Annotated in this window: 14 protein-coding genes; 1 reads left to right on the top strand and 13 read right to left on the bottom strand. The window is 45.5% G+C overall.

All coding sequences use genetic code 11. The features are described from left to right. Positions 1–17 precede the first annotated feature (17 nt). Positions 18–2,294 (top strand): FAD-dependent oxidoreductase, encoded by a 2,277-nt coding sequence (locus tag MKX40_RS12305; RefSeq protein ID WP_339241890.1) that lies wholly within the window; start codon positions 18–20, stop codon positions 2,292–2,294. 171 nt (positions 2,295–2,465) lie between these two features. Here the strand turns inward: MKX40_RS12305 and MKX40_RS12300 are convergent, their stop codons facing one another. The 13 genes from MKX40_RS12300 to MKX40_RS12240 all read right to left on the bottom strand — a co-directional run bounded on the left by MKX40_RS12300 (position 2,466) and on the right by MKX40_RS12240 (position 16,117). Continuing rightward, the gene (locus MKX40_RS12300) at positions 2,466–3,536 is read right to left on the bottom strand and encodes a glycoside hydrolase family 88 protein (RefSeq protein WP_339241888.1); all 1,071 of its coding nucleotides are present in this window, start codon (positions 3,534–3,536) and stop codon (positions 2,466–2,468) included. Between the two features lie 34 nt (positions 3,537–3,570). Then, positions 3,571–6,126, bottom strand: a complete 2,556-nt coding sequence (locus MKX40_RS12295; protein WP_339241886.1) for a hypothetical protein — start codon at positions 6,124–6,126, stop codon at positions 3,571–3,573. Positions 6,127–6,131: 5 nt separating this feature from the next. Beyond that, the gene (locus MKX40_RS12290; RefSeq protein ID WP_339241884.1) at positions 6,132–6,956 is read right to left on the bottom strand and encodes a carbohydrate ABC transporter permease; all 825 of its coding nucleotides are present in this window, start codon (positions 6,954–6,956) and stop codon (positions 6,132–6,134) included. Then, entirely contained in the window at positions 6,956–7,861 is a 906-nt protein-coding gene (locus MKX40_RS12285) for a sugar ABC transporter permease (RefSeq protein ID WP_339241882.1), read from the bottom strand. Before MKX40_RS12285 ends, MKX40_RS12290 begins: the two co-directional genes overlap by 1 nt. 92 nt (positions 7,862–7,953) lie before the next feature. Then, the gene (locus tag MKX40_RS12280) at positions 7,954–9,225 is read right to left on the bottom strand and encodes a sugar ABC transporter substrate-binding protein (protein WP_339241880.1); all 1,272 of its coding nucleotides are present in this window, start codon (positions 9,223–9,225) and stop codon (positions 7,954–7,956) included. Positions 9,226–9,247: 22 nt separating this feature from the next. Further along, the gene (locus MKX40_RS12275) at positions 9,248–10,129 is read right to left on the bottom strand and encodes an AraC family transcriptional regulator (protein WP_339241878.1); all 882 of its coding nucleotides are present in this window, start codon (positions 10,127–10,129) and stop codon (positions 9,248–9,250) included. Between the two features lie 235 nt (positions 10,130–10,364). Continuing rightward, entirely contained in the window at positions 10,365–11,171 is an 807-nt protein-coding gene (locus tag MKX40_RS12270; RefSeq protein WP_339241876.1) for an aminoglycoside phosphotransferase family protein, read from the bottom strand. 11 nt (positions 11,172–11,182) lie between these two features. After that, positions 11,183–11,458: a hypothetical protein gene (locus MKX40_RS12265; protein ID WP_339241874.1), complete on the bottom strand. Its 276-nt coding sequence runs from the start codon at positions 11,456–11,458 to the stop codon at positions 11,183–11,185. Between the two features lie 177 nt (positions 11,459–11,635). Beyond that, positions 11,636–12,175, bottom strand: coding sequence for a GNAT family protein (locus tag MKX40_RS12260; protein ID WP_339241872.1), 540 nt, complete (start codon positions 12,173–12,175; stop codon positions 11,636–11,638). A 205-nt stretch (positions 12,176–12,380) separates the two neighbouring features. Beyond that, positions 12,381–13,568 (bottom strand): glycoside hydrolase family 5 protein, encoded by a 1,188-nt coding sequence (locus MKX40_RS12255; RefSeq protein ID WP_339241869.1) that lies wholly within the window; start codon positions 13,566–13,568, stop codon positions 12,381–12,383. A 289-nt stretch (positions 13,569–13,857) separates the two neighbouring features. Continuing rightward, positions 13,858–14,832: an alpha/beta hydrolase gene (locus MKX40_RS12250; RefSeq protein WP_339241867.1), complete on the bottom strand. Its 975-nt coding sequence runs from the start codon at positions 14,830–14,832 to the stop codon at positions 13,858–13,860. A gap of 104 nt (positions 14,833–14,936) precedes the next feature. Next, complete coding sequence (locus MKX40_RS12245; RefSeq protein WP_339241864.1) at positions 14,937–15,575, bottom strand: hypothetical protein; 639 nt, start codon at positions 15,573–15,575, stop codon at positions 14,937–14,939. Beyond that, positions 15,572–16,117 (bottom strand): GNAT family N-acetyltransferase, encoded by a 546-nt coding sequence (locus MKX40_RS12240; protein ID WP_339241863.1) that lies wholly within the window; start codon positions 16,115–16,117, stop codon positions 15,572–15,574. Before MKX40_RS12240 ends, MKX40_RS12245 begins: the two co-directional genes overlap by 4 nt. Positions 16,118–16,125 lie beyond the last annotated feature (8 nt).

Here is a 16,125-nt window from a genome sequence, read left to right as displayed (position 1 = left end):
ATGAGAGAGGTGTTTGTATGAAGCACGAACTCGTTAAACCGGATATCACCGTCATCGGAGGCGGGCTTGCGGGCGTATGTGCTGCGATATCTGCTGCCCGGCTGGGCCAACAGGTCGCACTGATACAGAATCGCCCCGTACTTGGCGGCAATTCCAGCAGCGAAGTACGCGTATGGGTCTGTGGCGCTACCGCCCACGGGATTAACCGTTATGCCCGCGAGACAGGCATCATGGGGGAACTATTTGTAGAGAATCAATATCGTAATCCGGAGGGCAATCCTTATCTCTGGGACTTGGTCATTCTGGAAGCCGTCCGAGCTGAATCCAACATCAGCCTGTATCTGAACACGGATGTCCATGAAGTTGAGGCCACAGGGGATGGCGAAGAACGTATGATCACCTCTGTTACCGGGTGGATGATGGGCTCTGAGCGCAAAATCCGATTTGAGAGTCAGATCTATCTGGACTGTACAGGCGATGGACTGGTTGGTTTTCTGGCAGGTGCCAAGTTTGCGCTCGGCCGGGAAGCCCGCAGCGAGTATGGTGAAGAATGGGCACCGGAGGTTGCAGATCAGATCACGCTGGGCAGTACACTGCTCTTTTACACCAAGGATACCGGTGCACCCGTCCGTTATATCCCACCTTCTTTTGCCAAGGATATCACGCAGACGAGTATTCCAATTCGCCGGGTCATTCGTAGCGGGGATTCCGGTTGTCATTACTGGTGGATTGAATGGGGCGGTGAACATGATACCGTACACGACAATGAGCTGATCCGTGATGAGCTGTGGTCCGTGATCTACGGGATCTGGGACTATATCAAGAACTCCGGGAAATTCGATGCCGATCATATGACGCTGGAGTGGATCGGTTCTCTTCCTGGCAAAAGGGAGTACCGCCGCTTCACGGGTGACCATGTGCTCACCCAGAACGATATTATCAGCCAGCAGGAGTTCCCGGATGCCGTAGCTTTTGGCGGCTGGTCCATCGACCTGCATCCCCCGCAGGGCATGTATGCCGAAGCGAGCGGCTCGAAGCATATGCATGCCGATGGCGTGTATCACGTGCCGTTCCGCTCGCTGTATTCCGCGAATGTGCGGAATATGCTCATGGCCGGACGCGACATCAGCGCATCACATGTCGCCTTCGGCACAACGCGCGTCATGGCCACATGCGCGGTCATCGGCGAAGCCGCGGGTACGGGCGCAGCGCTCTGCGCGGCCATGGGGGTGTCGCCGCGCGAGTTGTACGCGAGGCATCTGGCGGCGCTGCAGCAGACGTTGCTGCGGCAGGACGCTTCCATCATCGGGGTGCGCAGCCGCGATGAGCTGGATCTGGCCCGGCGTGCCAAGGCTTCAGCCTCCAGCACGCTGACGGGCATCGCTCTTGAGCAGCCTGGGGAAACGTACCCGCTGGGTGCGGATGTTGCCCTGCTGCTGCCCGTGCAGCCAATGCTCAGCGGCCTGGAGCTGCTGCTGGATGCATCCAGCGATACCGTGCTGACGGTAGAGCTGTGGGATACGGGGCGTAAGGAGAATTACGTCCCCCATACGTTACAAGTTACGGCAACCGTTAATGTTGCAACGGGAACCAGGCAGTGGGTGAAGCTTCCGCTTGAATGGCAACCGGAAGAACCGCAGAATGCATTTATTATTATCCGGGCGAATGAAGACGTCACCCTCTACCATTCCACGGAGGCACACAGCGGGGTGCTGATTTTCTTCCGAACAGAAGAGAACCATGTGTCCAAAAATCTGGAGGATCATGCCACGGATCAGCCCGTTGTATTATGGTCCATGCAGGGGTTGGCGCGTCAGCCATTCTGCTGTCGTACCCTTTCTGAGACGACGGCCTATTTACCAGAAAACACAGTCAACGGTTACCATCGCCCTTACGGCGGGCCACAGCAGTGGATGTCCCAGCCGATGCAGTCTGGCAAGCCGGAATGGGTGCAACTCACATGGGAAGAGCCTCAAGCCTTGGCTGAACTGCACTTGACCTTTAATGATGATGTGAACGAGGATCTGGTTAATCTGCATCACCATCAGACAACATTCCGCGTCATGCCTGAACTTGTACGTGATTATCGGGTGGAGGTATTGAGTCGGTCTGGGGAGTGGATTGAGATCGTAAGTGCAGCGGAGAACCGCAAAAGGAAAGTCATTCATCGTCTGGATACAGCTGTGCATACACAAGCGCTTAGGGTAAACATTGATACCACCAATGGCAGCAAGTATGCGGAGTTGATCGAGATTCGGGCATATGGGGAGTCAACGTTGACAGGCAAGAGCTAAACGCAAAACACATTAAAATAACCCCCTGGTATTCTTATGAATTCCAGGGGGTTATTCCAATGCCTTTAAAGTAGAGAATATTCATAGGATGATAGAACAAATAAGTGCCCTTTCAAGCAAAGGAGGATACAGGAAACGGTATCCCTATCCTCCACACAAGCCCGACTTATTTTATTCGGTGGCTGGAACCCGCAACCCCTCAATCAGAATAAACAACGTAAGAGCTTGTCCATAGCCCATCGGACTAATCGGTATATCTTTATAGAACTGGGCATCCTGTCCCACAGGGGTCCCGTAGGATACCTGTTGTACAACTCCGTTATCATCAATTTGCCGCAGCACTGCTTCAAGTGCTCTCGTGCCGGTATCGCGATAGGACTCGTCCAAGTATCCGTACCGGATTCCCTTGAGAATCCCGTATCCCATCGCAGCCGTTGCGGAAGTTTCTTGGTAAGAGTGCGGATCATCCAGTACGGTGTGCCACATCCCGTTCTCACTCTGAAGCTTGCTAAGCGCTCTAATTTGAGCGGTCGCTGTATCCAACAGATAGGCCTTCAGCCCATCTTCAATGGGGATGATATTCAGAAAATCCATAACCCCCGCCGTATACCATGCATTGCCTCTTCCCCAGTGAACTGCGCCATAATTATGATTTTCGTTGAAATCCCAGCCGTGATAGAACAGCCCGGTTTGTTTATTGTACAGGTATTTAATATGCACAAGGAATTGCCGCTTGGCTTCTTCCACATAGGCTGTTTTCTTAAAATACACCCCAGCTTTGGCCAGAAATAATACCGTCATAAAAAGGGTGTCGATTAGAATCTGGCCATCGTTGGCGTCTCCTGTGATCATATGCTGGAATGCACCGTCTCCGGTTCGTAACAGTTCGTCCATAATCCAGCTACTCCATTCTTCACAGACACGTTCATATTCCTTGTTTCCGGTCAGTTCGCATAGTGAAATCAACGTAAGCAGCGGAGCACAGGTATTCACATTTTTTTCTGGTAACCCCTCCAGCAGCCTTGCATTGTACCATGATTCGAGAAATTCCAGCACCTCGGCATCCTTCGTTGCTTCATAGAGCTGAAGCAGACCATAAAGGCCGACACCTTGTGGCCATTCCCATAGATGGATGTCGATTAGTCCAATGGGGAACTGTTCGTTGATGCTTGTATTTTTCATCGATTTCATCGCATCGGATACCCTGCTTATTTTCTCCAGAAGCACTTCTTGATTCGGCATGATTGTTTTCACTCCTTAGATTTATTGCTCAGCATCAACGTTTGATGTCCTGTAACTGCAACTGTCCCCTTACGCCATATCCGTCATGTACCATTTCCTCTCCTTGAATAAGAAAAGGCTTGTTCATGCCCCACTGAATGGAACCGTATACCGAGTCGGTCAGGCTAAGCATCAGGGATGTACTGTCGAAGTGCGGGCTGGAGGAACGAACTGAATTTATAAAATGGCCAAATGATCCAAATTGCAGTTCGTTTCCTGCTCTGATGATCCAGGCATTACGCAATCCAGGAGAAATAAGCTCACGATCTTTTGTCACCCCGTTGGTCTCCATACTCGTCCCGTTGGCTGCATATAGCGCCACATATCCTTTATTCAGACGGGCAAAATACCAGTTCTCATGCTGCACCCATTCTGTGAAAAAGCTCACAGGAAAATAAGTATGTGTCCAATCCGCAGTCTGGTCTGCCGGAATATCAAACATTATCAGAGCGATCCCCTCATGCTGAACAACGTCAGGCAATATCCCGTTTCCAGCCCAAAAGCAAGGTCGGCCATCTCCATGCTTGTATATTTCTGCCGGATGATTCACCCATATCTGCGCTTCAGGAGACAGAGACAGATGGTTGACATGCTCCTGATAACCTGGCTTGCCTGGACGAAAGCGAATGATGGAGGAAAGAGCATATTCCTCTGTCCGATGATGATAGAGCTTGGCGTAACCTCCCTTGCCCTGCTCATTGGCGAACACCAATTGCTGATTTCCCCCAAGCAACAGATGCTCCTGATAAGCTGCTGGTGGAATGTAATCCGATAAACTCAAAGCAACATTGCTGATTGAATAATTGTTAACATTGCCGATACCATAACCGATCCAGCACATGGAAGTCGTTCCCGCTGCATAACTACCCAGCAGTTCCTTCTCATAGCTGCGGCCAAACGTTGTGGACATGACGCCTTGATGCATCTGAACGGTAATATAATAGAATAGCAGGTCCATTGCCTTTTTCGCTTGCTGCCTGAGCTGCTCATTATGGGCAAATTCATAGATATGTAGCAGCCCCACTGCATCAATAGGAATGTATGCACTTGAATTCCATTCTGCCAATCCTTCATCCAAAAAGCGCTCAAACCATAAGCTAAGCCGCTGCTCCGCTTTTTGACGGTGAACTTCACCGGACTCACCACTGTTGCTGAACGTTTCAGTCCCGAACAGTTGTCCGGCTAACAGCTCATTGGTATGGAATAACAGAGCATGGTTCTCACTGAAGAACCACATCACATCATCACCAGGTTCATCAATCCAATATCGATAGCCCAGAATACTTGCTTTTACCCGATCCCAGAACAATTCACTGAACAGACCGCTATTTCGTTCATCTCTCCAGAGACGAAACAGCCCCACCAGATAGAAGTCACTGCAATCCTTTCGTTGCTCGATCCCCTCCACGCCTTCAAGCAACATATTTTCCGCTTCTTGCAGATTGCCATTTGTTTTTAACATGGCTATAGCCGTATGAATGTTACGACTGCCCTTCTCAGCAATACATTGCAGAGCCAGAGATTTGCGTGCTTCCATATCCGTAGCTTGCTGAGCAGCTTCATCATAACTGGTATCGTAGGATTGACAGCCGAACTTCTTCGTCAATGCTACGTTTGAAACTGAAATCGTCAGCGTGAAGTATACGTAATGATGGCCAATTTCGTTGGTGTGTGCCAGAACCAGATCCGTTTCCTTTTCGGCTATGTGTATTGTCTTGTTTTCGGTGCCATCAAAGAAATTGCCATACTGGATATCAACTTCTCTAACGATGTCTGGTAAGGGAAGCGGCAGCTTTAGCTTAATCTGCTCCCCTCTAAAGAGATCCGAAGGAAAATAAGCCTGTTCAAGGGCTTGTTCTGCGTATTTCACATTTTCTGCCAAATGAGGAGCAATAGGCAAGGAAATTTCCAATTCTTCGTCTCCCAGGTATTCCACCGCAAAAGCATACATGGTATCCCGCTCAGCGAGATCCTCCCAGCAGACATAGATCTCATTGATTCCGGCTACAAGTTCAGCTTTGATAACGATTTCCTGCTCCTTGTTACGCATGAGTGGCGCAAAATCCGTTACCACTTCCCCATTCACCCACAATGTCAGACTGCCATAGGTCTTGATCCGCAAAGAGGCGGTATGAGCAGTCGCAGAAATCAACCTTGTCGCGGCGTAACTGCGCAGATGTGTCGGTACAAACCAAAATCCGGATTGCTCCACCCGTGGATTATTCCAGGGAGAATACAGTGTCCACGGCTTCCCGTTTTCTTCTCCAACGAAGCTGTCTCCCGGGCTAGGAAACTCGCTCCATTGGTCAAAAAATCGGTTCACAGGCTGCGTTCTCCTATGTTCTACAAATTCTTTTCTGCATGGATTCTCATGGATGGCAAAGCCATCGATAAGCCAATCATTAATATCTCCCTCCATCGTTGTTGGAACAAAGGCAACAGGCTTCGTATATATGCCACTGATGATCCAATGATTAATGACCTGATGGTGGCCTAATTTCATAGGTTTATAATTCAAGGTATCCGTGCCGTCACGGGTAATATCTGACATTCAACTCATCCTTTCATTCCTGAAGTAATCATACCGCTGACAAAATAACGCTGGAAAACCATAAAAACAATCAGTACCGGAAGCATCGTGATTACGGACATGGCCAGAAGGCTGCCCCAATCTACGTTGTATTCACCAATAAAATTAGAGAGCGCAAGCTGAATCGTATATTTCGATGGATCACTAATAGCAATTAACGGCCATACAAAATCATCCCATCTCCACATGAAGGAGAAGATCGCAAGCACGGCCAGAATCGGCTTCGCTATGGGAAGAATAATGCTCCAGTAAATTTTCCATTCACCGGCTCCATCCATCCGGGCAGCTTCCAGCAGTTCGTCCGGTACGCTTAGCAAGTACTGCCGCATAAGGAACACACCTGTCGGAGTTGCTGCTGGTGGTATAATAATCGCGAGCAGGCTATTATACATCCCAAGTGCACTCAGTACCTTGAAGATAGGGATCATAATGACCTCAATCGGAATCATGAGGGTTGAGATAAAAGCGATTAATATGATCGAGCTTCCGCGGAAGCGGTACTTCGCGAGTGCAAAGCCTGCCATGGAGTTGATCAGCAACAACAGCAGCGTTGAGCTCAAAGTTACGATTGTACTATTCATAAAATACAAGCCAAAATTACCTTTTTTGAATGCCTCCCTGAAATGCTCGAAGGTGACTGGATCGGGCCACAACTTTGGAGGAAAGCTGTACAGATCGCTATTCGTTTTCAGGGCAGAAATTACGACCCACAGAACAGGCAGGAGCCACACTACTGCGGCAACACTTAATATACTGTAAATGACAATTTTGACCATAGGTTTCATTACCATCACGTAGCCCCTCCTTTCGATAGACGGAATTGCAGAGCTGAGAATCCGCCAATAAGGATAAACAGTATCACCGACATGGCGCTGGCTAGCCCAAGCTCCTGCCTGTTAAAGCCAATCTCATAGATATATTGAACAATATAGGTGGTTTCCTTGCCCGGCCCACCGCCTGTAAGCGCAAACATAAGTGGGAAGGCCTTGAACGCGTCAATCAGACATAGCATAACAACGAGTAAGCTGGTAGGCTTCAAAAGTGGGAGGGTAATATAGCGAAATACCTTTGTTCCCGTTGCGCCGTCCAAGCGGGCAGCTTCATAATAATCCGTAGGTATGGCCTGCAAGCCTGCGATAAAAATGACCATGAAAAAGCCTGCACGAGACCAAACCGTTGCGATAATCACAGCCGTATTTGCCCAAAAGGGAGAGGTCAGAAAGCCTACAGGTTCCACACCAACCACCGTTAACAGATGATTCAAGATGCCGAATGAATCTCCAAAAATCCACTTCCAGGTCAAACCTACGATAATGTAAGAAATCATGGTCGGCCAGTAAAATACGGCCCTGAAGAACCCCCGCATTCGTATCTCGCGCGCAAGCAGTAATGCAATGCCTAATGCTGCTGCATAGATTAGCGGGACAACAATTGCTGCATAAATCCCCGTTCGTCCGATGGTCGACCAAAATTCCCGATCCCCTATGATTTTGATATAATTCTCCAGCCCGTTGTACTTCATTGGGTTCAATCCATCGTAGACATGGAAAGAATAATAGAGACCCAATAAAGAGGGAAATACGATAAACGTTCCAAAGATCAGGAGGTTGGGAAGTATAAACAGATAAGGAGCAATAACGAGCTTCCTGTTCTGTTTTGCCAGCGTATTCCTGTTTAATCGTTGTCCTTCACTCATCTGCTTGCCCCTTCCTTATGTGTTCATTCGAAAGGGAGGCTCACAGGAATCGTTAAGCCCCCGTTATGCGAATTGTCGTAATGAATTTAGGTTTATTGACTGCCGATAGCCTCGTTAATCAGTTGGGCTGTTCGATCCAAAGCCTCCTGCGGAGTTGCCTTGTCTGATAGAACGTCCATAATGTTATTTTTCAAATCCGTTGAAATTTTGGATATAAGCGTTTGCTTAGACCAGTCATTCGCGGCAAGAGGTGAACTGTTCTTCAGTTCATCCGAGAAAATTTCAAACATCTCCTTGCCAAATTCATAATTTAATACGGAGCTGTCCTTCCGTGGACTCATAAACAATGATTCCTGATTATATTTGGAATTCACTTCTTTGGAGGTTAAATATTCAATGAATTCTGCTGCCTCCTGCTCATAACCACTGCCTTTGAAAGCCATGAGAAACTTCCCGCCGGGCACGGATGAACGTTGTGTTCCTTTCGGCATATAGGTGACGCCCCATTCAAAATCGGTGATATCCTTGTAATTGCTAATCATCCAGTTGCCAGCCCAGTGGGTAGCTACCGTCCCGGAACGGAACAGGTTGTTCGGGTTCTCCCCTCCGAGCCATACCGATTCAGGCATAATTCCATCTTGATGAAGTTGCTTGAACATCTCCATCGAACGGATTCCGGCTTCACTGTTAATGGCCGCCGCACTGCCATCCTCTGTTAAGATACTTCCACCATTCTGGTACAAAAGAGTGGACCATCTATGCGGAGTGACATCCCATACCATGCCATATCGTGCTCCACCTTTGTCCATAACCTCTTTTAATGCAGCGATATATTCTTCCCACGTCCATACCTGATCGGGTGAAGTAGGTACCTTGACGCCCGCTTTATCAAATAAGGTTTTGTTATAAATAAGTCCATTCGCTGTGACGTCCATAGGTGCAGCCACCAGCTTGTCATTCATAACATAGTAAGGTTTAAGAGAGTCGATAAATTGATCCTCGAATTGACTGGCACTGTCCACGTAGGGTGTAAGATCAACGGCCTGATTAGCAAATGATCCGGTATCCGTGACCCGGCTTAGGGCAGGTGGCTTTCCACCCGATAACATTGTTTTTAATTTGGTTTGCATGTCCTTGAAACCAACTTCAATCAGATTGATCTTAACCTTGGTATTCGTCTGCTCATATTCTTTAATTATTTCCTTAATGACTTCTCCTTCTTTCCCATCAGAGAACCACAGAAAATCCAGCGTTGATTGTTTCGAATCAGCATTGTTACCTGTATTTCCGCAAGCAGTCAGCACGATGAGTAACATGACCATTACCAGGCTAGTGATGAGCTTAAACGTTGTTCTTCTCGTCATATCAACATCTCCTTGGAAGGGTTTAATGAATTTTGGCTTCGTTGAGCAATTCATTTTTGCGGAACAACTGTGGCGATACACCCACATACTGTTTAAATGCCCTACTAAAATATACAGGTGTATTAAAGCCTAACGTCTCAGATATGGACAAAATCGGTGCATCTGTAGACAGTAATAATTTTTTGGCCTCTGCAACTCTTTTCCGTATTACATAATTGCTTATGGTATATCCCGTCGTCTCTTTGAAAGAGTGACATATATAGTATTTATTCAAATGGAGTGTTTTGGACAGATCATCCAGTGAAACATTCTCCGTGTAGTTCTGGTTTAAATAATGAAGAACCCGGCTTACACTTGTCTGCTTCTGGGAAGAAAATAAAATAGGATCTGCGGATTGCTCACTGGTCGTTTTCCGGTAAATCCGCAACAACAATTGGGTAAGACTTAATTTGATCATTGTTTTGTGTCCTGTATTTCCTGCATCCATCTCCTCCTTGATCCCCTTAAATATACCTGTGATGTGTTCACGCTCCTCCAGGGACCAATGCACCAGCAATCCATTGGGATGCCGGAATATGGACATCAGATTCTCCAATTGACTCACAGCAAGCATGTCCAGTAACAATAATTCCGTAAAATTGACGAAACTTCGCTTGTATACGATTTCTCTTGAAGGATTGATCCGATGGGGCACACCCCCTCTGAATATAAACATATCTCCAGGCAGCGGCTTATATATTCGATCACCGATTAAAAAGGTCGCATCTCCTTGGATAAAATAATGAATCTCATACCCGTTGTGCGTATGAACAGGCCATTCATCCTGAAAGTTATCTGCTTCTGATCTCACGTAAACTTCATTTTCCTGTAAAGCAATATTCGTCGGGGTGTGTATGGTTAGCATCAATAAAGATCTCCCTTCCCAGAATATAAATAGCAATATAGTTTAATAATTTACAATGATAGCGCTTTACAATGAATTGTATCACAGTTATTTCAATCTAATCCGAACAATATTGCTGTATTGTTGATCACAATTGTTGAAAATGATTAGAAAGGAATTCATAGGGAACGGACGTAGACGACAAAAAAACCGCTGACAGCCCATAGGCTATCACGCGGTCCATTAGCGTTACTTTTCAAATCCATTCATCCCAATGTTTTTCCAGAAAAATAACTTCTTTCTCGTAGTGGGACAGATGGCCCTCTTCAACCATCTTCAGAAAAGCGACATCTCCGTCAGCCGCACGATTAGCCAATGTCTCACACAAGAAACGAATGCGAGACAACACCCATTGCTTCAAATCCGGCGGTACAGTCACTCCGTATGTGCTCATGAATAATTCAATGCGTTCCTTCCGAACGGTTGGGTGCACTTCACTGCAATAAGGGATAACCTCCTTACCACGCATCTGAGTTTGGGGTGAAAAACTCGCCAGCGGAACGCAAGTATATAATGTATAGGCAATATCCCACAGACGTGGACCCGGACCGACCATATCAAAGTCGATAATCCCCTGTGGCACGCCATCCTTAAATACCACGTTATATAATGCAAAATCGTTATGACACACGACCTCATGTTGCTCCATATCAGAATAGGCATTGCTGGATTGAGCGGCAGTTAGATATGAAACAGTCGCATCATGATAGGTTCTCAAAAGTCTTGCAACTCCCTTAAGCGATTCATCTGACCACATGTACGCTTCAATCTCGGGATAATCATTGCCAGGAACGTGTCCATCAAGATACGAGAGCATTTCTCTTCCTTCCGCATCAACACCAAGATATCGTGGAGCCTGATAAAAGCCTTCTTTTTCAAGATGCACCAGCAGCTCCTGCACATAAGGATCAGGTCTGGAACTCCTGCGAACCGTCTCTCCGATTCTGACAACCTGATTCACATTACCTCCCGATAACACTTCCTCCTGTTCAGCCACTCTCATCCCTCCTAATACTATCTTTCTTTGGTATGGTTGCGATTACGACTCTTCTTATAACTCCCCGGAAATCCCGCGACTAATAGTATAAAACCAACCAAAAACATGAAGTATACGAGTAATCCTGTTGTGTTTTCATTCGTCTGAGCGAACGGAGGTACAGCAGTCCCTCCTGAAGCGTATCCCGCTTCTACTATAGCAACAGATACTCGTATTGAAATTCTCTCCATCGTCGAAATAAACACACTGCCAAGCATGAGGATTACACCCAGAATTTTGTTGATATTGTTCATTTCATGCCTCCTTTTATGATCCGTCCATCATGTTACATCCGCACGATCTACTCCATGTCTTTCGATTCTCCATTCCATATTCCTGCATTTTACATTCAAGTGTTTTCCAACTTCACTCTCATCATAGCAAATAGCGCCGTCATCACTGACGCCGCTGTAGTAAACTCTCTGAATATGTTACGTTGCCACTACATGGTGCAGATCCATATGATGTTCAAAAAAAGTCGATCGTTCCACATGATACAGATCATAGATCTGTTCCTTGGCATTAATGAATTGGTATACATCGGGATACACATCATTGGCTAGTTTCACATAAGGCAGTTTTTCTACCGCTTTTCTGGATCTTATATTTTGCTTTCGAATTTTCATAAATACCGTTTCAATCGCATGTTCCAGAAACAGTTCAACCAAAAAGGCTGATTTCGCTCTTTGGCTGTATCCATTACCAAAATACGGGGCTCCAATCCATGTGGCCAAGAAACCCGTTTGCTGCTCGATATGATATAGATCAATGGTACCAATCGGCTGTCCTGTCTCATTCAAAATCGTTCGGGAAATCACTGTTTTTTGCTCTTCTTCGGCCATCAATTGTTTCGTAAGAAATAGATATTCTTCATACGATTGACATAGATAACGAACGTAAGGCGAAACTGCGGGGTCCATCATCAAACTGTACAATGAATGGCATTCCTGCAAATCACGTTTTTTTAACATTCTGTCTACCACCTAGTCCTTTGAGTTCGCTATATCGAGCAAATTAAGTATATAAAAGGTATTGTGGGATTTGATGAATTCTATATATGGCTTATGTAAAATGCATTGGGAAATATTGTGGATATCACCTCCCGCAACAAAAAAACGGCATGTCCCTTTTTCAGGAACACGCCGTTTGCTTGCATAGATTAACCTAGTTCGTCTATTATTGCATACCTTGCATGATTGCATTAATGATGTTTTGTTGCGTCACGGTATTATTCTGACGGTTAAACAAGGCGAATCCATGTTGACCGTTATGCCCGTTGTCCCAATAAACCGGAACCATTTTGTATTTCTTGGCTTTTGCTGTAACTGCTTTGGCATATGCTGCACGATATACATTGTTGGTTGAATCATACGATGTTTTGTCAATTGAACCGAATTCACCAATCACTACAGGATAGCCTTGAGTGACAAATTTATCGTACATGGACTTGAACTGCGATTCCAAGTAATCCTCTTGTCCCCAAGTAGACTTCTTCGCAGGATTCGTAGCCGTTGCACCCCACTGCGTGATATTACCGTTTTCCTCACCAGCGAAATCCCATGGAGAGTAATAGTGTGCCGAGATCATAATTCTTTTCTGCGAACTAGGAATGGCCGAGGATCTGAAATTATCTGTCGGGAGCACAAAGCCATAATTACCAACGGTGAAGTCAATATTGGTATTCCAGCCTGGAATCAGCAACCATCTGGCATTATTGTTGCCTCCGGTCTGCCTTACCGTGTCCACAAAAATTTGATTGTAGGCGTTCAGATTAGCGTAATACGCCGAATTCGGATTACCATAGTTGCCATCGAACACTTCGTTCATGGATTCGAAAATAAGACGATCATTGTAGTTGCTAAACTTGGTAGCCACCTGCTGCCACACTTTTTTATACTTTTCCTTAATGGCAGTCTGATTGCCACTATTCACGAGCAACCATCCACCCTGTACAGAATTGTAACCATCGCCGTGAATATTGATGATGACATACAGACCTTCATTGTAGGCATAATCTACAACTTGCTGAATTCGATTCAACCATGCCGCATTAATTGTATAATTGGGAGCGCTTCCAATGTTGTTCAAATAGGAGATGGGAATACGAATCGACTTGAAGCCCGCAGCTTTCACTTTTTGGATCAGCACCGGAGTCACCGTAGGATTGCCCCAAGCTGTCTCACTCGGTGTGCCATTTATCGCTGCTTCCAACTGATTGCCCAGATTCCAACCTGCACCCATCTCAGCCACCACTTGCGAAGCGTCTGCTGCTGATGCTTTGGGGCTCCATCCGGTAAAGGCCACGGCAGCCACTAACACAAGCGCCAAGCTGCTGATGCTGAATTTCTTCCATTTTTTGAACATAACCATACCTCCGCTTATTCTATTATTTTTAACAAGCAGTGCAGTTAATCTATTGATTCAGATTGAATGATTCGAGAATTCGCGCCTCCTTCCCTATCGATCAAACAAATAAAATTTTCGTCTTTCACCAACATAATAACACATTTATGGAAAATAAAGATATATCTTTATTGCTCTTTTTTGACGATTTACTACAAAATAATCCATCTATCCGTTTCATTTAATTGCTTGAATATGTTCTTGATCAAAATCAACCATCGAAATATGATCTTGCTGCTCTCCATGCATCTTAAAATAGCTCAATTAACCAATTTAAGAATTTATCTTTCTCTTCAAACTGTGGGTAATGCGCCGATTCGTTAAATACAACGAAATCTTTGATCGGTGCATCGAGTCCTTTGAAATAATCACGTGCTGCATTCGTAGTGGTCATATAATCATATTTACCCATCACAAAATAACTAGGAATCTCCAGATGATCCACAATGTCGGGTAAATTTTGATCAAATGCTTCCCTCAGTAAGATGTCTTGCGAACTGAACATCCCTGAATAAAAGCGAATCATATCCAATCCATTGTATTCGGGATTCAAAAGGAATCCTGAAATATAATCTCTATTCTCATTGATAAGTCTGGCAGCGCCGCCGTACTTTTGCAAAAGAATTCTAGGTGTAAGATCATTTCCTTGCTCAATCGACCCACGAACTAGCTCCAGTTTTTCAACATCCGCTTCATTACCGGCTTGTTTCGCTTGTTCTAACGTGTACTCCATGCTCTCCAGTTCGCTCTGAAGCGTATCTGCCATCTGCCCAATGCCAATATACGCGTGAAACTGAGCTGGCGCCTTAGCCGCAGCTTTCATCCCGATGTATGTACCAAATGAATGACCGATTAATATAACCTTTTCTTGATTTAACTCCTTAGATACAACATCACTTAACGCTAACAAATCATCTACTAATACATCTGTTGTCAGATTCGAATAATCCTCAAAAAAGTGATAGGACTTTCCGCTCCCACGTTGATCATAATGGACTACAGTGAAGTGTTGCTCAAGCTCCTTCTGATACTTCCTAACGTAAGGAATCTCCGAGCATCCCGGCCCCCCATGCACAAAAATCAGGATAGGATTACTCCGGTCAACTCCCCTGATCATGACCTCGTGACCTGCACCGTTGATTTCGATCTGCTCTAACATGCTGATGCTGTTCTCCCCTTTAATTTGGGGTGTCCATGTGGGAAATATCAAAGCAACTATAATCATTAAAATGATACTCAATAAGCTGTACTTAAGTGTTTTACGGATTTTTTTTGCACATATAATGCTCCTTAATTACGGGCTTAAACCTATTTATACTGACGCTTTCTCTAGCGTAGCGGATACAACAATTCAATAGATTCGTTCATCAGTTCTTCTTGAAAAATGTAATTATGATCGGCTCCTATGATACAGAGGATTCGTTTCCCTGGATGAGCTTCAATTGTATTTTTGACTCTCTGAACCATAATCTGATTACGGACAACCCAGCGAAAGTTCTGTGCCTTCGGGTTAATCTGCCCTAACCATGCATATTTTTGTTTGGTTATACGATCGAACTCCTTTGAATTAAAAGGAATTCCCCCAAACCGATACGTGTCCATTTGTTCCGCAAACCAGTCATCATCCCGCTGTTCGAGTTCTTTGCGCTCCTCACTCGAATAACCGTTAAATGGATCAAATGCATTCCACACATCCAATTCAAACCAATCAATAGGCACAAATGGAATGTCCTGCTCTTCGCACAAAGGAAATACCATATCCCAAAATTCACTTGCCGGTTCTCCCCAGTATCCTCTATCATGTTTGTCCTTCTGATATCTCAACCAACTCTGTGGATGAACTTCACCACAAATGAGATCTGGCTTAAACTCAGTTATCACATTCTTGTAAAGAGAAAGAGAACAATGATATCGCTCCCTGAGTTCTGGATTATGAATGGTGCCAAGTATGCCTACTGTTGTTGTCATGTGCCCAGCTCCTTTATCATGTGTATATCTTTCGGCTCTCTGTCATAAAGTTCCTGATCCATTTCACTAGTAATCTGGCTGCCCTGGCTTCTGTAAAAGGATACCGCTGATCTCGTTTCTGTGGAGGAGATGTACAGATACTGTGCCCCACGTTTCTTAGCCTCTTCACCTAATTGGTTTAGAATACGTTTTCCAACGCCTTGTCTTCTGTAGCCGCGTGAGACATACATCAAGTCAACTTGTAATTGATTTTGCTCACTTCCTCTAAATTGATGTGCTAGCACTCCAAAGCCAATTAACCGCTCCTCAGCAAATGCGCCATATGCCATGCCACCTTGTTCTAATTCGGAGACGTATCGATTTTGAATTTCCTCCAAAAGCTTCTCATCCCAGTTGGAGCACTCATGATTTTGTTTTAGCTCTACCAATTCGTTCTCTCTCATTTCATAGATGAGATCAATATGTTCCGAACGGTCTATTTCCCCCAACTGGTTCACATCTTCAAGGGTCAAAGCCCTATATGTTATCATGGTCGTTGCCATCTCCTTTA

Origin of the sequence: Paenibacillus sp. FSL R5-0517 (genome assembly GCF_037974355.1) — a bacterium.
Classification (GTDB): Bacteria; Bacillota; Bacilli; order Paenibacillales; family Paenibacillaceae; genus Paenibacillus.
Note: the sequence above shows the minus strand (reverse complement) of the source record. Positions and strands in the feature narration are given on the sequence as shown.

What these genes read in the sequence shown, in the direction of transcription:
- MKX40_RS12305 (WP_339241890.1), top strand. Translation starts at nt 18, where the DNA reads ATGAAGCACGAACTCGTTAAACCGGATATCACCGTCATCGGAGGCGGG.
- MKX40_RS12300 (WP_339241888.1), bottom strand. Translation starts at nt 3,536, where the DNA reads ATGCCGAATCAAGAAGTGCTTCTGGAGAAAATAAGCAGGGTATCCGAT.
- MKX40_RS12295 (WP_339241886.1), bottom strand. Translation starts at nt 6,126, where the DNA reads ATGTCAGATATTACCCGTGACGGCACGGATACCTTGAATTATAAACCT.
- MKX40_RS12290 (WP_339241884.1), bottom strand. Translation starts at nt 6,956, where the DNA reads ATGGTAATGAAACCTATGGTCAAAATTGTCATTTACAGTATATTAAGT.
- MKX40_RS12285 (WP_339241882.1), bottom strand. Translation starts at nt 7,861, where the DNA reads ATGAGTGAAGGACAACGATTAAACAGGAATACGCTGGCAAAACAGAAC.
- MKX40_RS12280 (WP_339241880.1), bottom strand. Translation starts at nt 9,225, where the DNA reads ATGACGAGAAGAACAACGTTTAAGCTCATCACTAGCCTGGTAATGGTC.
- MKX40_RS12275 (WP_339241878.1), bottom strand. Translation starts at nt 10,129, where the DNA reads ATGCTAACCATACACACCCCGACGAATATTGCTTTACAGGAAAATGAA.
- MKX40_RS12270 (WP_339241876.1), bottom strand. Translation starts at nt 11,171, where the DNA reads ATGAGAGTGGCTGAACAGGAGGAAGTGTTATCGGGAGGTAATGTGAAT.
- MKX40_RS12265 (WP_339241874.1), bottom strand. Translation starts at nt 11,458, where the DNA reads ATGAACAATATCAACAAAATTCTGGGTGTAATCCTCATGCTTGGCAGT.
- MKX40_RS12260 (WP_339241872.1), bottom strand. Translation starts at nt 12,175, where the DNA reads ATGTTAAAAAAACGTGATTTGCAGGAATGCCATTCATTGTACAGTTTG.
- MKX40_RS12255 (WP_339241869.1), bottom strand. Translation starts at nt 13,568, where the DNA reads ATGTTCAAAAAATGGAAGAAATTCAGCATCAGCAGCTTGGCGCTTGTG.
- MKX40_RS12250 (WP_339241867.1), bottom strand. Translation starts at nt 14,832, where the DNA reads ATGATTATAGTTGCTTTGATATTTCCCACATGGACACCCCAAATTAAA.
- MKX40_RS12245 (WP_339241864.1), bottom strand. Translation starts at nt 15,575, where the DNA reads ATGACAACAACAGTAGGCATACTTGGCACCATTCATAATCCAGAACTC.
- MKX40_RS12240 (WP_339241863.1), bottom strand. Translation starts at nt 16,117, where the DNA reads ATGGCAACGACCATGATAACATATAGGGCTTTGACCCTTGAAGATGTG.